Source organism: Nocardioides xinjiangensis (assembly GCF_017916385.1).
Lineage (GTDB): Bacteria > Actinomycetota > Actinomycetes > Propionibacteriales > Nocardioidaceae > Nocardioides > Nocardioides xinjiangensis.
Genome location: NZ_JAFMSW010000001.1, coordinates 3,019,619 through 3,035,772 on the forward strand (window position 1 = coordinate 3,019,619; position 16,154 = coordinate 3,035,772).

Consider the following 16,154-nt stretch of genomic DNA (forward strand, 5'->3'; position numbering starts at 1 on the left):
AGAGAGACATGACTGCAACCGTCGAAGAGACCACGACCAGCGGCGCTGCCGGCTCGGTCGGTCGCATCACGCGCGTCATCGGCCCGGTCGTGGACATCGAGTTCCCGACCGACGCCATGCCGGCCATCTACAACGCCCTCGAGGTGGACCTGACGCTGGGTGGCGAGACCTCGACGATCATCCTCGAGGTGGCCCAGCACATCGGCGACGGCATGGTGCGTGCCATCTCCATGCGCCCGACCGACGGCCTGGTCCGCGGCGCCCAGGTGCGCGACACCGGTGAGTCCATCACGGTGCCCGTCGGCGACGCGACGCTCGGCAAGGTGTTCAACACCACCGGCGACGTGCTCAACCTCGCCGAGGGCGAGACGTTCGAGGTCAACGAGCGCTGGGGCATCCACCGCAAGGCGCCGGCCTTCGACCAGCTCGAGGCCAAGACCCAGATGTTCGAGACCGGCATCAAGGTCATCGACCTGCTGACCCCCTACGTGCAGGGCGGCAAGATCGGCCTGTTCGGCGGTGCCGGCGTCGGCAAGACCGTGCTGATCCAGGAGATGATCGCCCGCGTCGCCAAGGACCACGGCGGCGTGTCGGTGTTCGCCGGTGTCGGCGAGCGCACCCGTGAGGGCAACGACCTCATCGTCGAGATGGAGGAGGCCGGGGTGCTGGGGCAGACCGCCCTCGTCTTCGGCCAGATGGACGAGCCGCCGGGCACCCGCCTGCGGGTCGCCCTGTCGGCGCTGACCATGGCGGAGTACTTCCGTGACGTGCAGCAGCAGGACGTGCTGCTCTTCATCGACAACATCTTCCGCTTCACCCAGGCCGGCTCCGAGGTGTCCACCCTGCTCGGTCGCATGCCGTCCGCGGTGGGCTACCAGCCCAACCTCGCCGACGAGATGGGCCAGCTCCAGGAGCGCATCACCTCGACGCGCGGTCACTCGATCACCTCGATGCAGGCGATCTACGTCCCGGCCGACGACTACACCGACCCGGCGCCGGCCACGACGTTCGCGCACCTCGACGCCACCACCGAGCTCTCGCGGGAGATCGCCTCGCTCGGCATCTACCCGGCGGTGGACCCGCTGACGTCGACCTCGCGGATCCTCGACCCGCAGTACATCGGCGACGAGCACTACCGCTGCGCGATCCGGATCAAGCAGATCCTGCAGCGCAACAAGGAGCTGCAGGACATCATCGCGATCCTCGGTGTCGACGAGCTGTCCGAGGAGGACAAGATCATCGTCAGCCGCGCCCGCCGCATCCAGCGCTTCCTGTCGCAGAACACCTACGTCGCCAAGCAGTTCACCGGCATCGAGGGTTCGACCGTCCCGGTGGCCGACACCATCGAGGCGTTCAACAAGATCGCCGACGGCGAGTACGACCACGTGGCCGAGCAGGCCTTCTTCATGTGCGGCGGTCTGGACGACGTCGAGCAGAAGTGGGCCGAGATCCAGAAGAGCCTCTGATGGCCTCGGACGCCTCGACCGACAAGGCCCTCCAGGTCGAGCTGGTCGCCGCCGACCGACTCGTCTGGTCGGGCCAGGCCACCATGGTCATCGCCCGCACGACCGAAGGCGACCTCGGCATCCTCCCCAACCACGCTCCGCTGCTGTCCTCGATCATCGAGGGCGTGGTGGACGTGCAGACGGTGGACGGCGAGACCTGGGTCGCCGCTGTCGACGCCGGCTTCCTGTCGGTGGCCGACAACCGCGTCTCGATCCTCTCCGAGCGCGCCGAGATGTCGCACGAGATCAACCTGGAGAAGGCTCGGCAGGACCTCGAGCGGGCGCAGGCGTCCGGCGAGAACGACGACGCGGCCCAGGAGGCCGTGCGTCGTGCCGAGGCACGGATCCGCGCCGTCGAGCGGGCCTCCTGACAGGAGCCGTCCGACCGACCGCTAGGGTGAGCGCACGAACCGCATGGTTCGTGCGCTCACTGCGTTGCGAGGGGTGTGGATGCCGGTCTGGGAATGGGCGCTCGACATCGTCGGGCTCATCCTGCTCCTCGCCCTGCTCTACGGCATCTCCCTGATCGTCCGGCGCCGCCTCCTCGCCCGCCACGGCGGCACCTTCGAGCTCAGCTACCGGGCCCGGTCCGACCGCCCGGGCCGAGGGTGGCTGCTCGGCATCGGTCGCTACTCCGGCCAGTCGCTGGAGTGGTTCCGCATCTTCTCGCTGTCGCCGCGACCCAAGCGGGTCTGGGCCCGCGACCTGCTGGAGTACTCCGGCCGCCGCTCGCCGGCAGGGCCGGAGGAGATGTCGCTGTACGACGGCCACGTGGTGGCGTCGTGCCGCTACGGCGGCGAGCCGCTCGAGATCGCCATGAGCGAGGCGTCGTTGACCGGGTTCCAGTCCTGGCTGGAGTCCGGCCCCCCGGGCACCGACTGGAACCGGCGCTAGCCGGCCACGTCGGTCGGGGGAGCGACGGGTCCGGTCGAGCCGCCGAGGCGGAGCTCGACGGGAAGCACCACGTCGGCCGTCTCGGCGCCGGCGATCCGGTTGAGGACCGCCTGTGCGGTCGCGCGTCCCTTCTCGGCCAGCGGTTGCGCCACGGTCGTCAGGTCGACGTCGAGCCACGGCGTGGGCACCCCGTCGAACCCGGCGACGCTCAGGTCGTCCGGCACGCGGAGGCCGCGGCGGCGGGCCTCCACCACGGCGCCGGCGGCCTGCACGTCGCTCTGGCACACCAGGGCGGTGACGCCCGGCCTGCCGCCGGGAGCCGCGTCGAGCCACGCGGCGACCGTCGCCTGGGCGGCACCGATGTCGCTGGCGCACGCACCGACGACCTCGGCGTCGGGGAACACCTCACGCAGCCCGGCCTCGCGCTCGCGCTGGGGGTGTGACGCCTCGAGCATGAGGATCGCCACCCGGCGGTGACCCAGGTCGTGCAGGTGGCGGGCGAGGGCCGCGACACCGCCGCGGTGGTCGATGTCGATGAACGTGGTGCCGGGCCACGACGGACCCTCGACGACGACCATCGGCACCTCGCGCGCCGCGAGCTCGTCGTAGGAGCCCCAGGTCTCGCGACCGCAGATGTCGTAGATCGCGGCGTCGAGGGGGAGACCGACGTGGTCGGCGTCGTCCGGCATGAGCAGCAGCCCGAGGCCGGCGGCGTCGAGGACCTGGGAGATGGCGTCGAGCATGGGCAGCGCGGCCGGGTCGCTGAACGCGGTGCTGAGCCGGCCGACCGCGATGCCGACGACGCCGCTGCGGCCGCGGCGCAGGTTGCGTGCCAGGGGGTTCGGGCCCGTGTAGCCCAGCGAGGCGGCCGCGGCGAGCACGCGCGAGCGGGTCGCCTCGGAGACCGGCTTGTTGCCGGAGAACGTGAGCGACGCCGTGGACAGCGAGACCTCTGCGGCCGCGGCGACGTCGGCCAGCGTGGGCGTGCGTGCCGGCGTCCCGGCCGGGGTTCCGGCCGGGCTTCCGGCCGGGGTTCCGGCCGGGGTTCCGGTCGGGGTTCCGGGGGAGGTGCGAACTGGACGGGGCACGACGGCCACGCTAGCATCGAATCGATTCGATCGAAACGTTTCGCCGACCGTCCGCCGAGCTGGTTCGTGCCTGCGAGGAGCTGCCCGTGCCCACCTTGACCGCTGCCCGCAACGCCGTCGGGCTGACGTTCTTCCTCAACGGGCTGGTGTTCTCGAGCTGGGTGTCGCGGATCCCCGAGGTGCGCTCGAGCTTCGACCTCACCAACGGCCAGCTCGGCCTCCTGCTGCTGGCCATCGCGGTGGGGTCGGTCCTGGCGCTGCCCACCACGGGTGCCGCGATCAACGCGTGGGGGACCGTCCGCGTGGTCCGCGTCGGGGCGGCTGCGGCCACCGCCGGGATGCTGGCCGCCGCCCTCGGCCTGGGCCACCTGCTGGCACTCACGGTCGTGGGCCTCTTCGTCTACGGCCTGGGCATCGGCGTGTGGGACGTGGCGATGAACGTCGAGGGCGCCGAGGTCGAGCGCGGCCTGCGCCGCACGATCATGCCCCGCTTCCACGCCGGCTTCAGCGGCGGGACGGTCGTAGGCGCGCTGCTGGGAGCGCTGCTCATCCGGATCGACGTCCCCGCGCTCGCGCACCTGGCGGCCGTCGTGGTGCTGTCGGTGGTCCTCGTGTGGCGGTCGTCGCCGTCCTTCCTGCCCGTCGTGGAGCGGCGCGAGCAGCAGGCCACCTCGGCGGCTCGGGCCTGGCTCGAGCCGCGCACCCTGCTGATCGGCGTGATGGTACTGGCGCTGGCGATGACCGAGGGCACCGCCAACGACTGGCTCGCGGTCGCCCTCGTCGACGGGCACGACGTCTCGCACGCGGTCGGCGTCGCCGGCTTCGCGGTGTTCGTGCTGGCCATGACGGCCGGCCGGTTCGCCGGCACCGGACTGATCGACCGCTTCGGTCGTGTGCTCGTGCTGTGGGGGACCATGGTGATCGCCGGAGCCGGGGTCCTGCTGATCGTCTTCGCCACCCACCCGGCCCTCGTCGTGGCGGGCATCGTCCTGTGGGGGGTGGGCGCCTCGCTCGGCTTCCCCGTCGGCATGAGCGCTGCGGCCGACAACCCCGTGCGAGCCGCCTCGCGCGTCAGCGTCGTCTCCACGATCGGGTACGCCGCCTTCCTCGCCGGTCCGCCCCTCCTCGGGTTCGTCGGCGACCAGGTCGGCACGCTCAAGGCGCTGCTCGTGGTCGCCGTGCTGCTGATGCCGGCGGCACTGGTGGTGCCCTCGGCGCGCGAGCGGCACGGTGGGCGGGCGGTGCGCGAGCCGGTCGTGGACCGCGTCGGGGAGCCCGGCGCGTAGGGCTGCCGACCTCGCGACGCCGCCGTCAGTCGTCGAAGAGGCGGCGGACGTCGTCGGCGGTGATGCCCGTGGACGAGGCGCCGTCGCCGTCGATGACCTTGGCGAAGAGCTCGGCCTTGCGGGCCTTCAGCGCCATCACCTTCTCCTCGATGGTGTCGGCGGCGACCAGGCGGTAGACGTGGACGTGCCGCGCCTGACCGATCCGGTGGGCCCGGTCCACGGCCTGCGCCTCCGCGGCGGGGTTCCACCAGGGGTCGAGCAGGAAGACGTAGTCGGCCTCGGTGAGCGTGAGGCCCGTGCCGCCGGCCTTCAGGCTGATGAGGAACACCGGGGCCTCGCCGCCGCGGAACGCCTCGATGACGGCGTCGCGGTCCCTGGTCGTGCCGTCGAGGTAGACCGTGGCGACGCCCTCGTCGCCCAGGCGGTCGCGCACGCGGCGCAGGTAGGTCGTGAAGGTGCTAAACACGAGTGCCCGGTGACCCTCCGCGGTGATCTCGACCAGGTGCTCGGCGAGCAGGTCGACCTTGGCCGAGCCCACGTGCTCGTGGTCCGGGTCGACGAGCGCCGGGTCGAGGGCGAGCTGCCGCAGCCGGGTCAGTGCGGTGAAGATCGCGACCCGGTTGCGGTCGAAGTCCTCGACCAGCCCGAGGATCCGCTGGCGCTCCTTGGCGAGGTGGGCGTCGTAGATCCGGCGGTGCCGCGGCTCGAGCTCGACCTCGAGGACCTGCTCCTGCTTCGGCGGCAGCTCCGCCGCGACGAGGTCCTTGGTGCGCCGGAGGACGAAGGGCCGGATCCGCGTGCGGAAGCGCCTGAGCGCCGCCTCGTCGCCGTCCCTCTCGACCGGACCCACCACGACGTCGCGGAAGCGGCGCGAGGTGGGGTAGAGGCCGGGGGCGGTGATGGAGAGCAGCGACCACAGCTCCATCAGCCGGTTCTCGAAGGGCGTGCCCGTCACGGCCAGCCGGAAGTCGGCGTCGACGGCCCGGGCGGCGGCATGGGTCTTGCCCTGGTGGTTCTTGACCTGCTGCGCCTCGTCGAGCACCAGCCCGCTCCAGTGACGGGCGGTGAACTGCTGTCGCTCCAGCCGCAGCAGGGCGTAGGTGGTCACCACGACGTCGCTGGAGTCGGCGACCGCCGCGACGTCGTCGGTGCGCCGGCCCACGACGCCCACGCGGAGGCCGGGGGCGTGCATCACCGCCTGCTGCCGCCACGCCGTCACGACGCTGGTCGGGGCGACGACCAGGAAGGGCGAGTCGGCACCGGTGGCGACCGCGTGCTGCACCAGGGCGAGCACCTGCAGCGTCTTGCCGAGCCCCATGTCGTCGGCGAGGATCCCGCCGAGCCCGTGCTCGCGCAGGAACGCCAGCCACCAGAACCCCTCGAGCTGGTAGGGGCGCAGCGTCGTCGCCAGGCCGACGGGCTCGGGTCGCGGGAGCTCCTGGACGTCGCGCAGCGCGGTGGCCCGCTCGGCCCACGCGGCTGCCTGCTCGTCCACCACGCCGAGGTCGGCGAGCTCGGCCCACACGCCGAGGTCGGCGGCCCCCACGCGCACCCGGTCGGGATCGGACTCGCGCAGCTGGGCGGCGAGGGCGACCACCTCGTGCAGCCGGGCGAACTCCGGCCGGTCGAGCGCGACGTAGGTGCCGCTGGGCAGCACCAGGTAGCGCTCGTCCCGGGTCACGGCCGCGAGCACGTCGGAGAGCGGGACCTGCTCGCCGTCGACGGTGACGTGCACCTCGAGGTCGAGCCAGTCGGTATGCCCGGGAGGTGCCGCGGCCACGGTGAAGGCGATCTCGGGGTCGGCGGTCGACTCCCGGAAGACGGGCGGCTCCCGCTCCTCCACCTCGAGGTCGGGCAGGGTCCGCAGGTGGGGCAGGTCGTGCAGGGCGAGGGCGAGCGCGTCACCGCCCGCGATCTCGGTCGTCGTCGTCAGCCCGTCGGGGACGCCCGCCAGCACCGCGCGCTCGGCGTCGGGGTCGCGGACACCGCCGAGCGGGTCCTCGCTCGCCAGGGCGGTGCGCCGCTCGCCGTAGCGCCACGCCCAGTGCAGCGTGGCGTGCACCGCCGCCTGCCAGGTGACGGTGAGGACCAGTCGCGGACGCGGGGGAGCGGGCGGCTCGAGCGAGCCGTCGGACGACGCGACCCGGGCCACGCGCGCCAGCGGGCCCACGGCCTCCAGGAACGCCGCCCGGTCCGTCGGCTCCGCGACCACGGGATCGCCGAGCACGAGCTCCATCACCGCGTCGGGGCACGGCTCGGAGAGGTCGGCCAGGACCAGGTCGTCACCGTCGAGCAGCCCGACCGACGTCGCGGGTCGCCCCACGGGCACGACCGCGCCCCCGCGCCAGCGCGCGTCGCCCACCTGCACCCACGTCACGAGCGTCGGCCGGCCCTCGGGCTGGGTCAGGTCCGCGACGGCCTGGGCCGGAGCGTCGCTCAGCCGCACCGAGGACACCCCGGCGCCGGCGACCAGGGTCACCCCGGCCGCGACGGCAGCGCGCAGCCCCGGGACGAGGTGGTCGCCGTAGTCGTCGAGTCGCGGAGCCGCGCCCGCGGCGAAGTACGCGTGCCGCGACACCAGCGCCCGGTGCAGGGCCTGCAGCGCCTCGACCTGCGCGGGCACGAACCGCGACAGCGCGACCGGCCCGGCGAGGTCGCTCCACTCGGCGCCGCTGCGTGCCCAGCCGCGGCGGGCGCCCGGACGGACCGGACGCATCGTCAGGTCGCCGCCGGAGCTGCGCGACCAGCGCACCGCCGCCCTGCGGGAGACCTCGAGCCCGAGCCGCTGGCCGGAGAGCGTCGACCTGGCCCGTGCCTCGAGCTCGTCGCCGAGGCGCGCGAGGTGCCGGCGCCACGGAGGGTCCGCCGGGCGCGGCGCGGGCGCGGGCTCGCGCAGGCGCAGTGCCACGGCGGCGCCGTGCTTGCACATCCGCCCGACCGGGCACGAGCAGGCGCTGAACACCCAGTCCGCGGCGGCGTGGACCTCGGCGTGGAACTGCACCCGGTAGGGGTCGGGGGCGCTGCCCCGCACCGCCGCCGTCGCGGTCAGGCTGCTGTCGGTCTCGTGGACCACCGCCAGCTCCTCGACGGCGTCCTGGTAGGCCCGGGCACGCGACAGCGTGCCGTCGTCGAAGAAGCCGGCCAGGTAGGCGTCGGTGAGGGAGCGGCGGATGTCCATGAGGCACCCATCGTGTCACCGGCCACCCACGCCGGTCGGGCGCTCTCCACAGCAGGCGGCGGGCGCTGTGCCGGGAACGCCCCGGGTCGTGCCGTCAGCGTTCCCCGCCGGGCACCCACAGCACGTCGCCACGCTCGCGGTTGGCGTGCCGGGCGAGGATGAAGAGCAGGTCGGAGAGGCGGTTGAGGTAGGTGATGGCCAGGAGGTTCATGGTGTCCTCGTGCTCGGCCCACGCCGCCCAGCCGGCGCGCTCGGCGCGGCGTACGACCGTGCGCGCCACGTGGAGGTGCGCCGCTCCGAGCGTGCCGCCGTTGAGGATGAAGGAGCGCAGCGCCGGCAGCTCGGCGTTGTAGTGGTCGCACCATCCCTCCAGGCGGTCCACGTAGCCCTGCTCGACGCGCAGCGGCGGGTACTTTGGCTGCTCCGGGTCGTCGGGAGCCACCACCGGCGTGGAGAAGTCGGCGCCGACGTCGAAGAGGTCGTTCTGCACGCGCGTGAGGACGGCGACCACGTCCTCGTCGAGGCTTCCGTCGACGGCGCTGTGCGCGAGCGCGACGCCGATGTGGGCGTTGCCCTCGTCGACGCACGCGTACGCCTCGAGCCGCAGGTCGGTCTTGGAGGTCTCGCTCATGTCGCCGAGCCGGGTCCGCCCGCCGTCGCCGGTGCGGGTGTAGATGCGCGTGAGGTTGACCATGCGGCGGAGCCTAGCCCCAGGGACTCGCCGCACGGGTTCGGGTATGGAGGCAACCGGCCGGGGTACAACTGCGTCTGTAGGAGTGACAGCAGTCACCGCCACGGCGTCGGGGGACGCCGGTGAGGAGCACCGGATGGACATCGTCGTCGACGGTCACACTCTCGTCCTGCACGGCGACTTTGACGTGCGCAGCACGGGGAAGGTCCGCAGCGCCATCTACGAGCGCCTCGAGGTGGGCGAGGGCGACGTCGTCATCGACATGAGCGACGTGACCGCCATCGACGCCACCGCGCTGCGGCTGCTCGCCGTGGCGACCCGCGCCGCCTGGCTCTCCGGCCACCACCTCACGGTGCGCAACCCCGGCCCGGCGGTGCGCCGGATGGCGCACCTGACCAGGCTCGCGCACGCGATCGAGGTCGAGCGGGTGGCCGCCACCGCCTGAGCGCCGTGAGGCATCCGTCACACCTGTAGCCCGGTGACTCGCCGGTAACCGCCGCCCTACTGTGTCGCCATGACGGATTCGCCGGCAGCAGCCGCGGCCAGGCCGCCGGGTCGCGAGAAGGACCGCCCCTGGGTGATGCGGACCTACGCCGGTCACTCCACCGCCGAGGCGTCCAACGCCCTGTACCGCACGAACCTCGCCAAGGGACAGACGGGGCTCAGCGTCGCGTTCGACCTGCCGACGCAGACCGGCTACGACCCCGACAGCCCGCTGAGCCGCGGCGAGGTCGGCAAGGTCGGCGTGCCCGTCCCGCACCTGGGCGAGATGCGCAAGCTCTTCCGCGACATCCCGCTCACCGAGATGAACACGTCGATGACGATCAACGCGACGGCCATGTGGCTGCTCGCGATGTACCAGGTGGTGGCCGAGGAGCAGAACCCCGGGCTCGCGCCCGACGAGGTGGCCCACCTGCTCGCGGGCACCACCCAGAACGACATCATCAAGGAGTACCTGTCACGGGGGACGTACGTGTTCGGACCGCAGCAGTCGCTGCGGCTCATCAGCGACATGATCGCCTACACCGTCCACGAGATCCCGAAGTGGAACCCGATCAACATCTGCAGCTACCACCTGCAGGAGGCCGGTGCGACGCCCGTGCAGGAGCTGGCGTACGCCCTGTGCACCGCGATCGCCGTGCTCGACCAGGTGCGCAGCTCCGGGCAGGTCTCCGACGAGGACTTCGAGAAGGTCGTCGGCCGCATCTCGTTCTTCGTCAACGCCGGCGTCCGGTTCGTCGAGGAGACCTGCAAGATGCGGGCGTTCGTCCGGCTGTGGGACGAGATCACCCGTGAGCGCTACGGCGTGACCGACCCGAAGATGCGGCGCTTCCGCTACGGCGTGCAGGTCAACTCGCTCGGCCTGACCGAGGCCCAGCCGGAGAACAACGTGCAGCGCATCGTGCTGGAGATGCTCGGCGTGACCCTGTCCAAGGACGCCCGCGCCCGGGCCGTGCAGCTGCCCGCCTGGAACGAGGCGCTCGGCCTGCCGCGGCCGTGGGACCAGCAGTGGTCCCTGCGGTTCCAGCAGGTGCTCGCCTTCGAGTCGGACCTCCTGGAGTACGACGACATCTTCGCGGGCAGCCACGTCATCGAGGCCAAGGTGGCCGAGCTGGTGGAGGGCGCCCGGGCGGAGATCGACCGGGTGCAGGCGATGGGAGGCGCGATCGCCGCCGTCGAGTCGGGCTACATGAAGCAGAACCTGGTCTCCGCGCACGCCGCCCGCCGGGCGCGGATCGAGTCGGGCGAGGAGGTCGTCGTCGGCGTCAACAGGTTCCAGACCACGGAGCCCTCGCCGCTGACCGCCGACCTCGACGCGGCCATCCAGACCGCGGACCCCGAGGCGGAGCGGGCGGCGCTCGCCAGCCTCGAGGCGTGGAAGGCCGAGCGCGACGAGGCGGAGGTGGCCACCGCGCTGGCCGCGCTCGCCGAGGCGGCGAAGACCGGGACCAACCTCATGCGGCCGACGCTGGCCGCCGCGCGCGCCGGCGCCACGACGGGGGAGTGGGCCGGAACGCTGCGCGAGGTGTTCGGCGAGTTCCGTGCACCGACCGGTGTGTCCGGAGCGGTCGGCGTCGCCGAGGCCGGAGCCGAGTTGGCGGCCGTCCGCGAGCGGGTCCGGGCGACGGGCGAGGAGCTGGGCGGCCGGCTGCGCGTGCTGGTCGGCAAGCCCGGTCTCGACGGCCACTCCAACGGTGCCGAGCAGGTGGCCGTGCGGGCCCGCGACGCCGGCTTCGAGGTGATCTACCAGGGCATCCGGCTCACCCCGGACCAGATCGTCGCTGCAGCGGTCGCGGAGGACGTGCACCTGGTCGGCCTGTCGATCCTGTCCGGCTCGCACATGGAGCTCGTGCCCGACGTGCTCGACGGCCTGGCGGCGGCCGGCCTGGACGACGTGCCGGTCATCGTCGGCGGGATCATCCCGGGCTCGGACGCCAAGGCGCTGGTCGAGCGCGGCGTGGCGGCCGTCTACACCCCGAAGGACTTCGGCCTGACCGAGATCATGGACGGCTTCGTCGACGTGATCCGCAAGGCCAACGACCTGGACTGACCGGGCTGGCAGACTGCCGACATGCCTGCTGCCTCGACCGGTCCCGCGCGGCGCGTCATCGTGGTCGGTGCCGGGGTGGTGGGACTGACGTGCGCGGTGCGGCTGCTCGAGGCGGGCCACCGCGTCGACGTGGTGGCGCGCGACCTGCCGCTCGAGACCACGTCCGCGGTCGCGGCGGCGCTCTGGTACCCCTACCGCGCGCTGCCGCAGGACCGGGTGACCGCCTGGGCCAGGACGTCGTACGACGCCTTCGCGAGGCTGGCCGGCGACGAGCGCACCGGCGTGCGGATGCTCACCGGCACGGAGGTGCTCACCGAGCCCCGTCCTGACCCGTGGTGGCGCGAGGCCGTGCCCGCCCTCGACCGGGAGACCGCGCTGCCACCGGGCTACGCCGACGGATGGACGTTCGTGAGCCCGGTGGTCGACATGCCGGTCCACCTGCGCTGGCTGGTCGCGCGGGTGGAGGAGCTCGGCGGCACGCTGACCCGGATGAACCTGTCGGCGCTGCCCGCCGACGGCAGCCTCGTCGTCAACGCGACCGGGCTCGGCGCCCGGCACTTCGGCGCCGACCGGACGGTGCAGCCCGTGCGCGGCCAGGTGGTCGTCGTGGAGCAGGTGGGGCTGGATCGCTGGACCCTGGACGCCGCCGGGCTGACGTACGTCGTGCCCCGAGCCCGGGAGATCGTGCTCGGCGGAACCGACCTTGAGGGTGAGTGGAGCCGTACGCCGGACCCCGCCGTGGCCGAGCAGGTGCTGCACCGCGCCACGGCGCTGGTCCCGGCGCTCGAGGGTGCCCGCGTGCTCCGGCACAAGGTCGGGCTGCGCCCGGCCCGGCCGGAGGTCCGGCTCGAGCGAGTCGGCGAGGTGGTGCACTGCTACGGCCACGGCGGAGCGGGCGTGACGCTGTCGTGGGGCTGCGCGGACGACGTCGTGGCGCTGGCGCGTGGCTGACCTGCAGTGCGCCGCCCGGGTGTTCGTGGCCCGGCACGGTGAGGCCCGCTACGAGAGCGAGCTGGTCAGCGACTCCGGCGGCTGGCTGAGCCCGCTGGGACGTCAGCAGGCGCGTGCCCTGGCCGACCGGCTCGCCGGGGAGCGCGTCGCCGCCGTGTGGTCGAGCCCGATGGCCCGGGCGGTCCAGACCGCCGAGGTCGCTGCCGCCGTGCTCGGCGTCGACGTCGTCGTCCGCGAGGGGCTGCGCGAGTTCGGGGTCGGCGACCATGCCGGGGGCACCGGCGATCCCGACCCGTTCCGCGACACGTTCGGGGCCTGGCTCGCAGGGGACCTCGACGCACGCGTCCCGGGCGCGGAGAGCGGCGCGGAGGTGGTCGCTCGGGTCGCTGCCGTGCTGCAGGAGGTCGCCGACACCCATCGCGGCGAGGCCGTCCTGGTGGTCAGCCACGGCGGGGCCGTCTGCGCCGCCGTCCCGGCGCTGGCACGCAACCTCGATCCCGCTCACGCCCTCGACGTGCCGCTCGGCCACTGCGACGTCGTGGCCCTGGAGGGCGACGCCGACGGCTGGGTGTGCCGCTCCTGGGCCGGGATCGCCAGCCGGGATGCGAGGTAAGGCTTGCCTCACTCTGGGCTAGGGTGCAGGCGTGGGTTCCAAGAAGGGCGCGGGCAAGGCGAAGGTCGCCAAGCTGCCCAAGAAGAAGTGCTGCGTCTCCTCGACGAAGTGCAAGCGCTGCCCGCTGCGCATGCTCAAGGAGGGGACGCTGCCCCCGGGCTACACGGTGAAGAAGCGCCGGCTGGTCAAGGTGGACGTCAAGGTGGACGTGAAGATGGACGTCAAGATGGACGTCAAGCCGGCCAGGAAGCGCGGCGACCGGGCCGCCTGAGCCCCCCCGGGCCCGCCTGAGCCCGCCTGAGCCCGCCTGGGCCCAGGCGTCAGGTGAGGGCGAGCACCAGGACGGTGACGATCACCATGACCACCAGGGCGACGCCCATCCGGCGGGCCATGCCCCGCACCCACAGCGACGTCAGCGTCTGCGGGCGCCCGCGGCGGTCGAGCGGTGCGACCCCGACCACCGCGTCGCGCTCGAGCGGTCCGTGGACGTGCGGGTAGATGTCGTCCCCGACGGGCTCGAGCACGACCCTGGCCGCGGTCAGCCGGGCGGGGTCGATCGTCAGCAGGACCAGGTCCTCGCCCAGCGAGGCGTAGTAGCGGTCGAACACCGCTCGTACCTGGTCGCGGCGGCACGCGTGGATGAAGCCGACCTCGTCCAGGGTCCGGCCCACCGTCGAGGTGGTGTACCTGCCCGTCGCCACCGCCCGCCGCCAGTCCGCGGCCGTGGCGATGTGGAAGATGCGCTCGGGGACGGCGTCGGGCATCAGAACAGCCGGTGCTCGGCGTCGTCCATCCCGCGCAGCGCGTCGTAGTCGACGAAGGCACAGGCGATGCCGCGGTCCGCTGCCAGCACCCGCGCCTGCGGCCTGATCTCCTGGGCGGCGAAGATGCCGCGCACGGGACCGTTGGTGCAGAGCAGGGGGTCGCGGTTGAGCAGCTCGAGGTAGCGGGTGAGCTGCTCGACGCCGTCGATCTCGCCGCGCCGCTTGACCTCGACCGCCACGCAGACCCCGTCGGCGTCGCGGCACATGAGGTCCACCGGGCCGATCGCCGTCATGTACTCGCGACGGACCAGGGTGAGCCCGTCGGCCAGGCTCGCCGGGTGCTCGGCGAGCAGCTCCTGGAGGTGCTTCTCCACGCCGTCCTTCTGCAGGCCGGGGTCGATGCCGAGGTCGTGGGAGCTGTCGTGCAGGACCTCGTCGATGAGGATGCGCAGGGTGTCGTCGGTCTTGGTCGCGGAGACCAGCCACTCGGCGCGACCGTCCTCCGCCACACCCTCGCGCACCGTGCAGGGCGGCGACATCCAGTTGAGCGGCTTGTAGGAGCCGCCGTCGGAGTGGATGAGCACGGAGCCGTCGGACTTGAGCATCAGGACGCGGGTGGCGAGCGGCAGGTGGGCGGTCAGCCGCCCCGCGTAGTCCACCTGGCAGCGTGCGACGACGATCCTCACGACGGGCGAATCTACCGTGGCCCGCGGGCGTGGCCGACGTACGCCCCCGCGCGGTCGTCGTGCGCGGTGCGACCACCCGGACGAGTGACGCTTCCCACACGGACGGTGCTCCGGCGCCGTGGGAGCATGCCCCCATGACTGAGACCGCTACCCGCGAGTTCACCACGATCGGCGTCATCGGCCTGGGCACGATGGGCGCCGGGATCGCGGAGGTCTTCGCCCGCAACGGGCGGCGGGTGATCGGCGTCGAGGTCAACGACGGCGCGGTCGAGCGGGGTCGCCAGCACCTCGAGCACTCGACCGGGCGCGCGGTGAAGCGCGGCAAGATGGCCGAGGACGAGCAGGCCGAGCTGCTGGGCCGGATCACCCTGACGACCCGGATGGAGGACCTCGCCGACGCCGACCTCGTGGTGGAGGCGGTCGTGGAGTCCCTCGAGGTGAAGAAGTCGATCTTCCGCACCCTCGACTCCGTCGTGCGTCCGGACGCGGTGCTGGCGACCAACACCTCCTCCCTCAGCGTCACCGAGATCTCGACCGCCAACGCGCGCCCGGGTCGCGTCGTCGGGGTGCACTTCTTCAACCCCGCCCCGGTGCAGGACCTCGTCGAGATCATCCGCACCGTCGTCACCGAGCCCGACGTCCTGGCCGACGTCCAGCGCCTCCTGGTCGGCATGGGCAAGAACCCGGTCGTGTGCGGCGACAAGGCCGGCTTCATCGCGAACACGCTGCTCTTCGGGTACCTGAACCACGCGGTCGCGATGTACGAGGCCAAGTACGCCTCGCGCGAGGACATCGACGCCGCGATGCGCTTCGGGTGCGGCTATCCGATGGGCCCGCTGGCCCTGCTCGACCTGATCGGCCTCGACACCGCGTACGAGATCCTCGACACGATGTACAAGCAGGGCCGCGACCGGCTGCACGCACCGGCGCCGATCCTCAAGCAGTACGTCACCGCGGGCCTGCTCGGCCGCAAGTCGGGCCGCGGCTTCTACACCTACGAGGCGCCCGACTCGCCCGTGGTGGTGCCCGACGTGCACACGCCCAGCGAGGCCGACAAGCCCCAGCTGCGCCACGACATCCGGCTCGTGGGGGTCGTCGGCACCGGGACCATGGCCGCGGGCATCGTCGAGGTCTTCGCGCGAGCCGGCCACGACGTGCTCTTCACGGGGCGCAGCCAGGACAAGGTCGACGGCGTGGTCGCCGCGATCAGCAGGAGCATGGACAAGCAGGTCCAGCGTGGCCGGGCGACCGAGGAGGAGAAGACCGCGGTGCTGGGTCGCGTGCGTGGCACCACCTCGCTCGACGACCTCGCCGACGTCGACCTCGTGGTCGAGGCGATCGCCGAGGACCTCGCGGTCAAGACCACGCTCTTCGAGAACCTGGACGAGATCTGCCGGGGCGGCCGCGGCGGTGCGGGCGCCATCCTCGCCACCACGACGTCGTCGCTGCCGATCATCGCGATGGCGAAGGTCACCAACCGTCCGCAGGACGTCGTCGGCATGCACTTCTTCAACCCGGCCAGCGTGATGAAGCTGGTCGAGGTGGTCTCCACGGTCGCGACCGACGAGGACGTCACCGAGACCGTCCTGGCCCTCTGCGAGCGGATCGGCAAGGTGCCCGTGCGGTGCGGCGACCGCGCCGGCTTCATCGTCAACGCGCTGCTGTTCCCCTACCTCAACGACGCGGTCAAGATGCTCGAGGCGCACTACGCGACCGCCGACGACATCGACACCGCCATGAAGCAGGGCTGTGCCCTCCCGATGGGCCCCTTCGAGCTGCTCGACGTCGTGGGCAACGACGTGTCCCTGGCGATCCAGAGGGAGCTCTACCTGGAGTTCCGCGAGCCGGGGTTCGCGCCGGCGCCGCTCCTCGAGCACCTCGTCACCGCCGGCTACCTCGGCCGCAAGACCGGCCGCGGGTTCCGGGACTACAGCAGCCGCTGACGTA

15 protein-coding genes are annotated in these 16,154 nt (G+C 72.6%); 10 read left to right on the plus strand and 5 right to left on the minus strand.

The features are described from left to right. The first annotated feature begins 8 nt into the window (after positions 1 to 8). From atpD to J3P32_RS14285, 3 genes are all read left to right on the plus strand, one after another. Positions 9 to 1,466 (plus strand): F0F1 ATP synthase subunit beta, encoded by a 1,458-nt coding sequence (atpD, locus tag J3P32_RS14275; RefSeq protein ID WP_210440445.1) that lies wholly within the window; start codon positions 9 to 11, stop codon positions 1,464 to 1,466. After that, complete coding sequence (locus tag J3P32_RS14280) at positions 1,466 to 1,876, plus strand: F0F1 ATP synthase subunit epsilon (RefSeq protein ID WP_210440446.1); 411 nt, start codon at positions 1,466 to 1,468, stop codon at positions 1,874 to 1,876. Before atpD ends, J3P32_RS14280 begins: the two co-directional genes overlap by 1 nt. Positions 1,877 to 1,955: 79 nt before the next feature. Further along, a complete protein-coding gene (locus J3P32_RS14285) occupies positions 1,956 to 2,399 on the plus strand; it encodes a DUF2550 domain-containing protein (protein WP_210440447.1) in 444 nt (147 codons plus the stop codon). Here the strand turns inward: J3P32_RS14285 and J3P32_RS14290 are convergent. Next, on the minus strand, positions 2,396 to 3,487 hold the full coding sequence (locus tag J3P32_RS14290) for a LacI family DNA-binding transcriptional regulator (protein WP_210440448.1): 1,092 nt from the start codon (positions 3,485 to 3,487) through the stop codon (positions 2,396 to 2,398). The two genes, J3P32_RS14285 and J3P32_RS14290, sit on opposite strands and share 4 nt — an antisense overlap. Before the next feature lie 86 nt (positions 3,488 to 3,573). On the opposite strand from J3P32_RS14290, the gene J3P32_RS14295 reads away from it, so the two are divergent. Next, complete coding sequence (locus tag J3P32_RS14295) at positions 3,574 to 4,773, plus strand: MFS transporter (RefSeq protein ID WP_210440449.1); 1,200 nt, start codon at positions 3,574 to 3,576, stop codon at positions 4,771 to 4,773. A 25-nt stretch (positions 4,774 to 4,798) separates the two neighbouring features. Here the strand turns inward: J3P32_RS14295 and J3P32_RS14300 are convergent, their stop codons facing one another. Both J3P32_RS14300 and J3P32_RS14305 read right to left on the minus strand, forming a co-directional pair. Next, positions 4,799 to 7,951, minus strand: a complete 3,153-nt coding sequence (locus tag J3P32_RS14300) for a DEAD/DEAH box helicase (RefSeq protein WP_210440450.1) — start codon at positions 7,949 to 7,951, stop codon at positions 4,799 to 4,801. A gap of 94 nt (positions 7,952 to 8,045) precedes the next feature. Continuing rightward, entirely contained in the window at positions 8,046 to 8,645 is a 600-nt protein-coding gene (locus tag J3P32_RS14305) for a cob(I)yrinic acid a,c-diamide adenosyltransferase (RefSeq protein WP_210440451.1), read from the minus strand. A 133-nt stretch (positions 8,646 to 8,778) separates the two neighbouring features. Between J3P32_RS14305 and J3P32_RS14310 the strand changes: the two genes are divergently transcribed. The 5 genes from J3P32_RS14310 to J3P32_RS14330 all read left to right on the plus strand — a co-directional run bounded on the left by J3P32_RS14310 (position 8,779) and on the right by J3P32_RS14330 (position 13,028). Beyond that, on the plus strand, positions 8,779 to 9,087 hold the full coding sequence (locus J3P32_RS14310; protein WP_210440452.1) for an STAS domain-containing protein: 309 nt from the start codon (positions 8,779 to 8,781) through the stop codon (positions 9,085 to 9,087). Between the two features lie 69 nt (positions 9,088 to 9,156). Continuing rightward, positions 9,157 to 11,193, plus strand: coding sequence for a protein meaA (locus J3P32_RS14315; RefSeq protein WP_210440453.1), 2,037 nt, complete (start codon positions 9,157 to 9,159; stop codon positions 11,191 to 11,193). Between the two features lie 21 nt (positions 11,194 to 11,214). Beyond that, complete coding sequence (locus J3P32_RS14320) at positions 11,215 to 12,144, plus strand: FAD-dependent oxidoreductase (RefSeq protein WP_210440454.1); 930 nt, start codon at positions 11,215 to 11,217, stop codon at positions 12,142 to 12,144. After that, positions 12,137 to 12,757 carry a histidine phosphatase family protein gene (locus J3P32_RS14325; RefSeq protein WP_210440455.1) on the plus strand — a complete coding sequence of 207 codons (621 nt, stop codon included), beginning with the start codon at positions 12,137 to 12,139 and terminating at the stop codon, positions 12,755 to 12,757. The genes J3P32_RS14320 and J3P32_RS14325 overlap by 8 nt, the downstream gene beginning before the upstream one ends. A 31-nt stretch (positions 12,758 to 12,788) precedes the next feature. Continuing rightward, a complete protein-coding gene (locus J3P32_RS14330; protein ID WP_210440842.1) occupies positions 12,789 to 13,028 on the plus strand; it encodes a hypothetical protein in 240 nt (79 codons plus the stop codon). 49 nt (positions 13,029 to 13,077) lie between these two features. Here the strand turns inward: J3P32_RS14330 and J3P32_RS14335 are convergent, their stop codons facing one another. Both J3P32_RS14335 and nucS read right to left on the minus strand, forming a co-directional pair. Beyond that, positions 13,078 to 13,521: a DUF952 domain-containing protein gene (locus J3P32_RS14335; protein ID WP_210440456.1), complete on the minus strand. Its 444-nt coding sequence runs from the start codon at positions 13,519 to 13,521 to the stop codon at positions 13,078 to 13,080. Then, entirely contained in the window at positions 13,521 to 14,207 is a 687-nt protein-coding gene (gene nucS, locus J3P32_RS14340) for an endonuclease NucS (protein ID WP_210440457.1), read from the minus strand. Before nucS ends, J3P32_RS14335 begins: the two co-directional genes overlap by 1 nt. Positions 14,208 to 14,341: 134 nt before the next feature. Between nucS and J3P32_RS14345 the strand changes: the two genes are divergently transcribed. Continuing rightward, complete coding sequence (locus J3P32_RS14345; RefSeq protein ID WP_210440458.1) at positions 14,342 to 16,150, plus strand: 3-hydroxyacyl-CoA dehydrogenase family protein; 1,809 nt, start codon at positions 14,342 to 14,344, stop codon at positions 16,148 to 16,150. Positions 16,151 to 16,154: the final 4 nt, after the last annotated feature.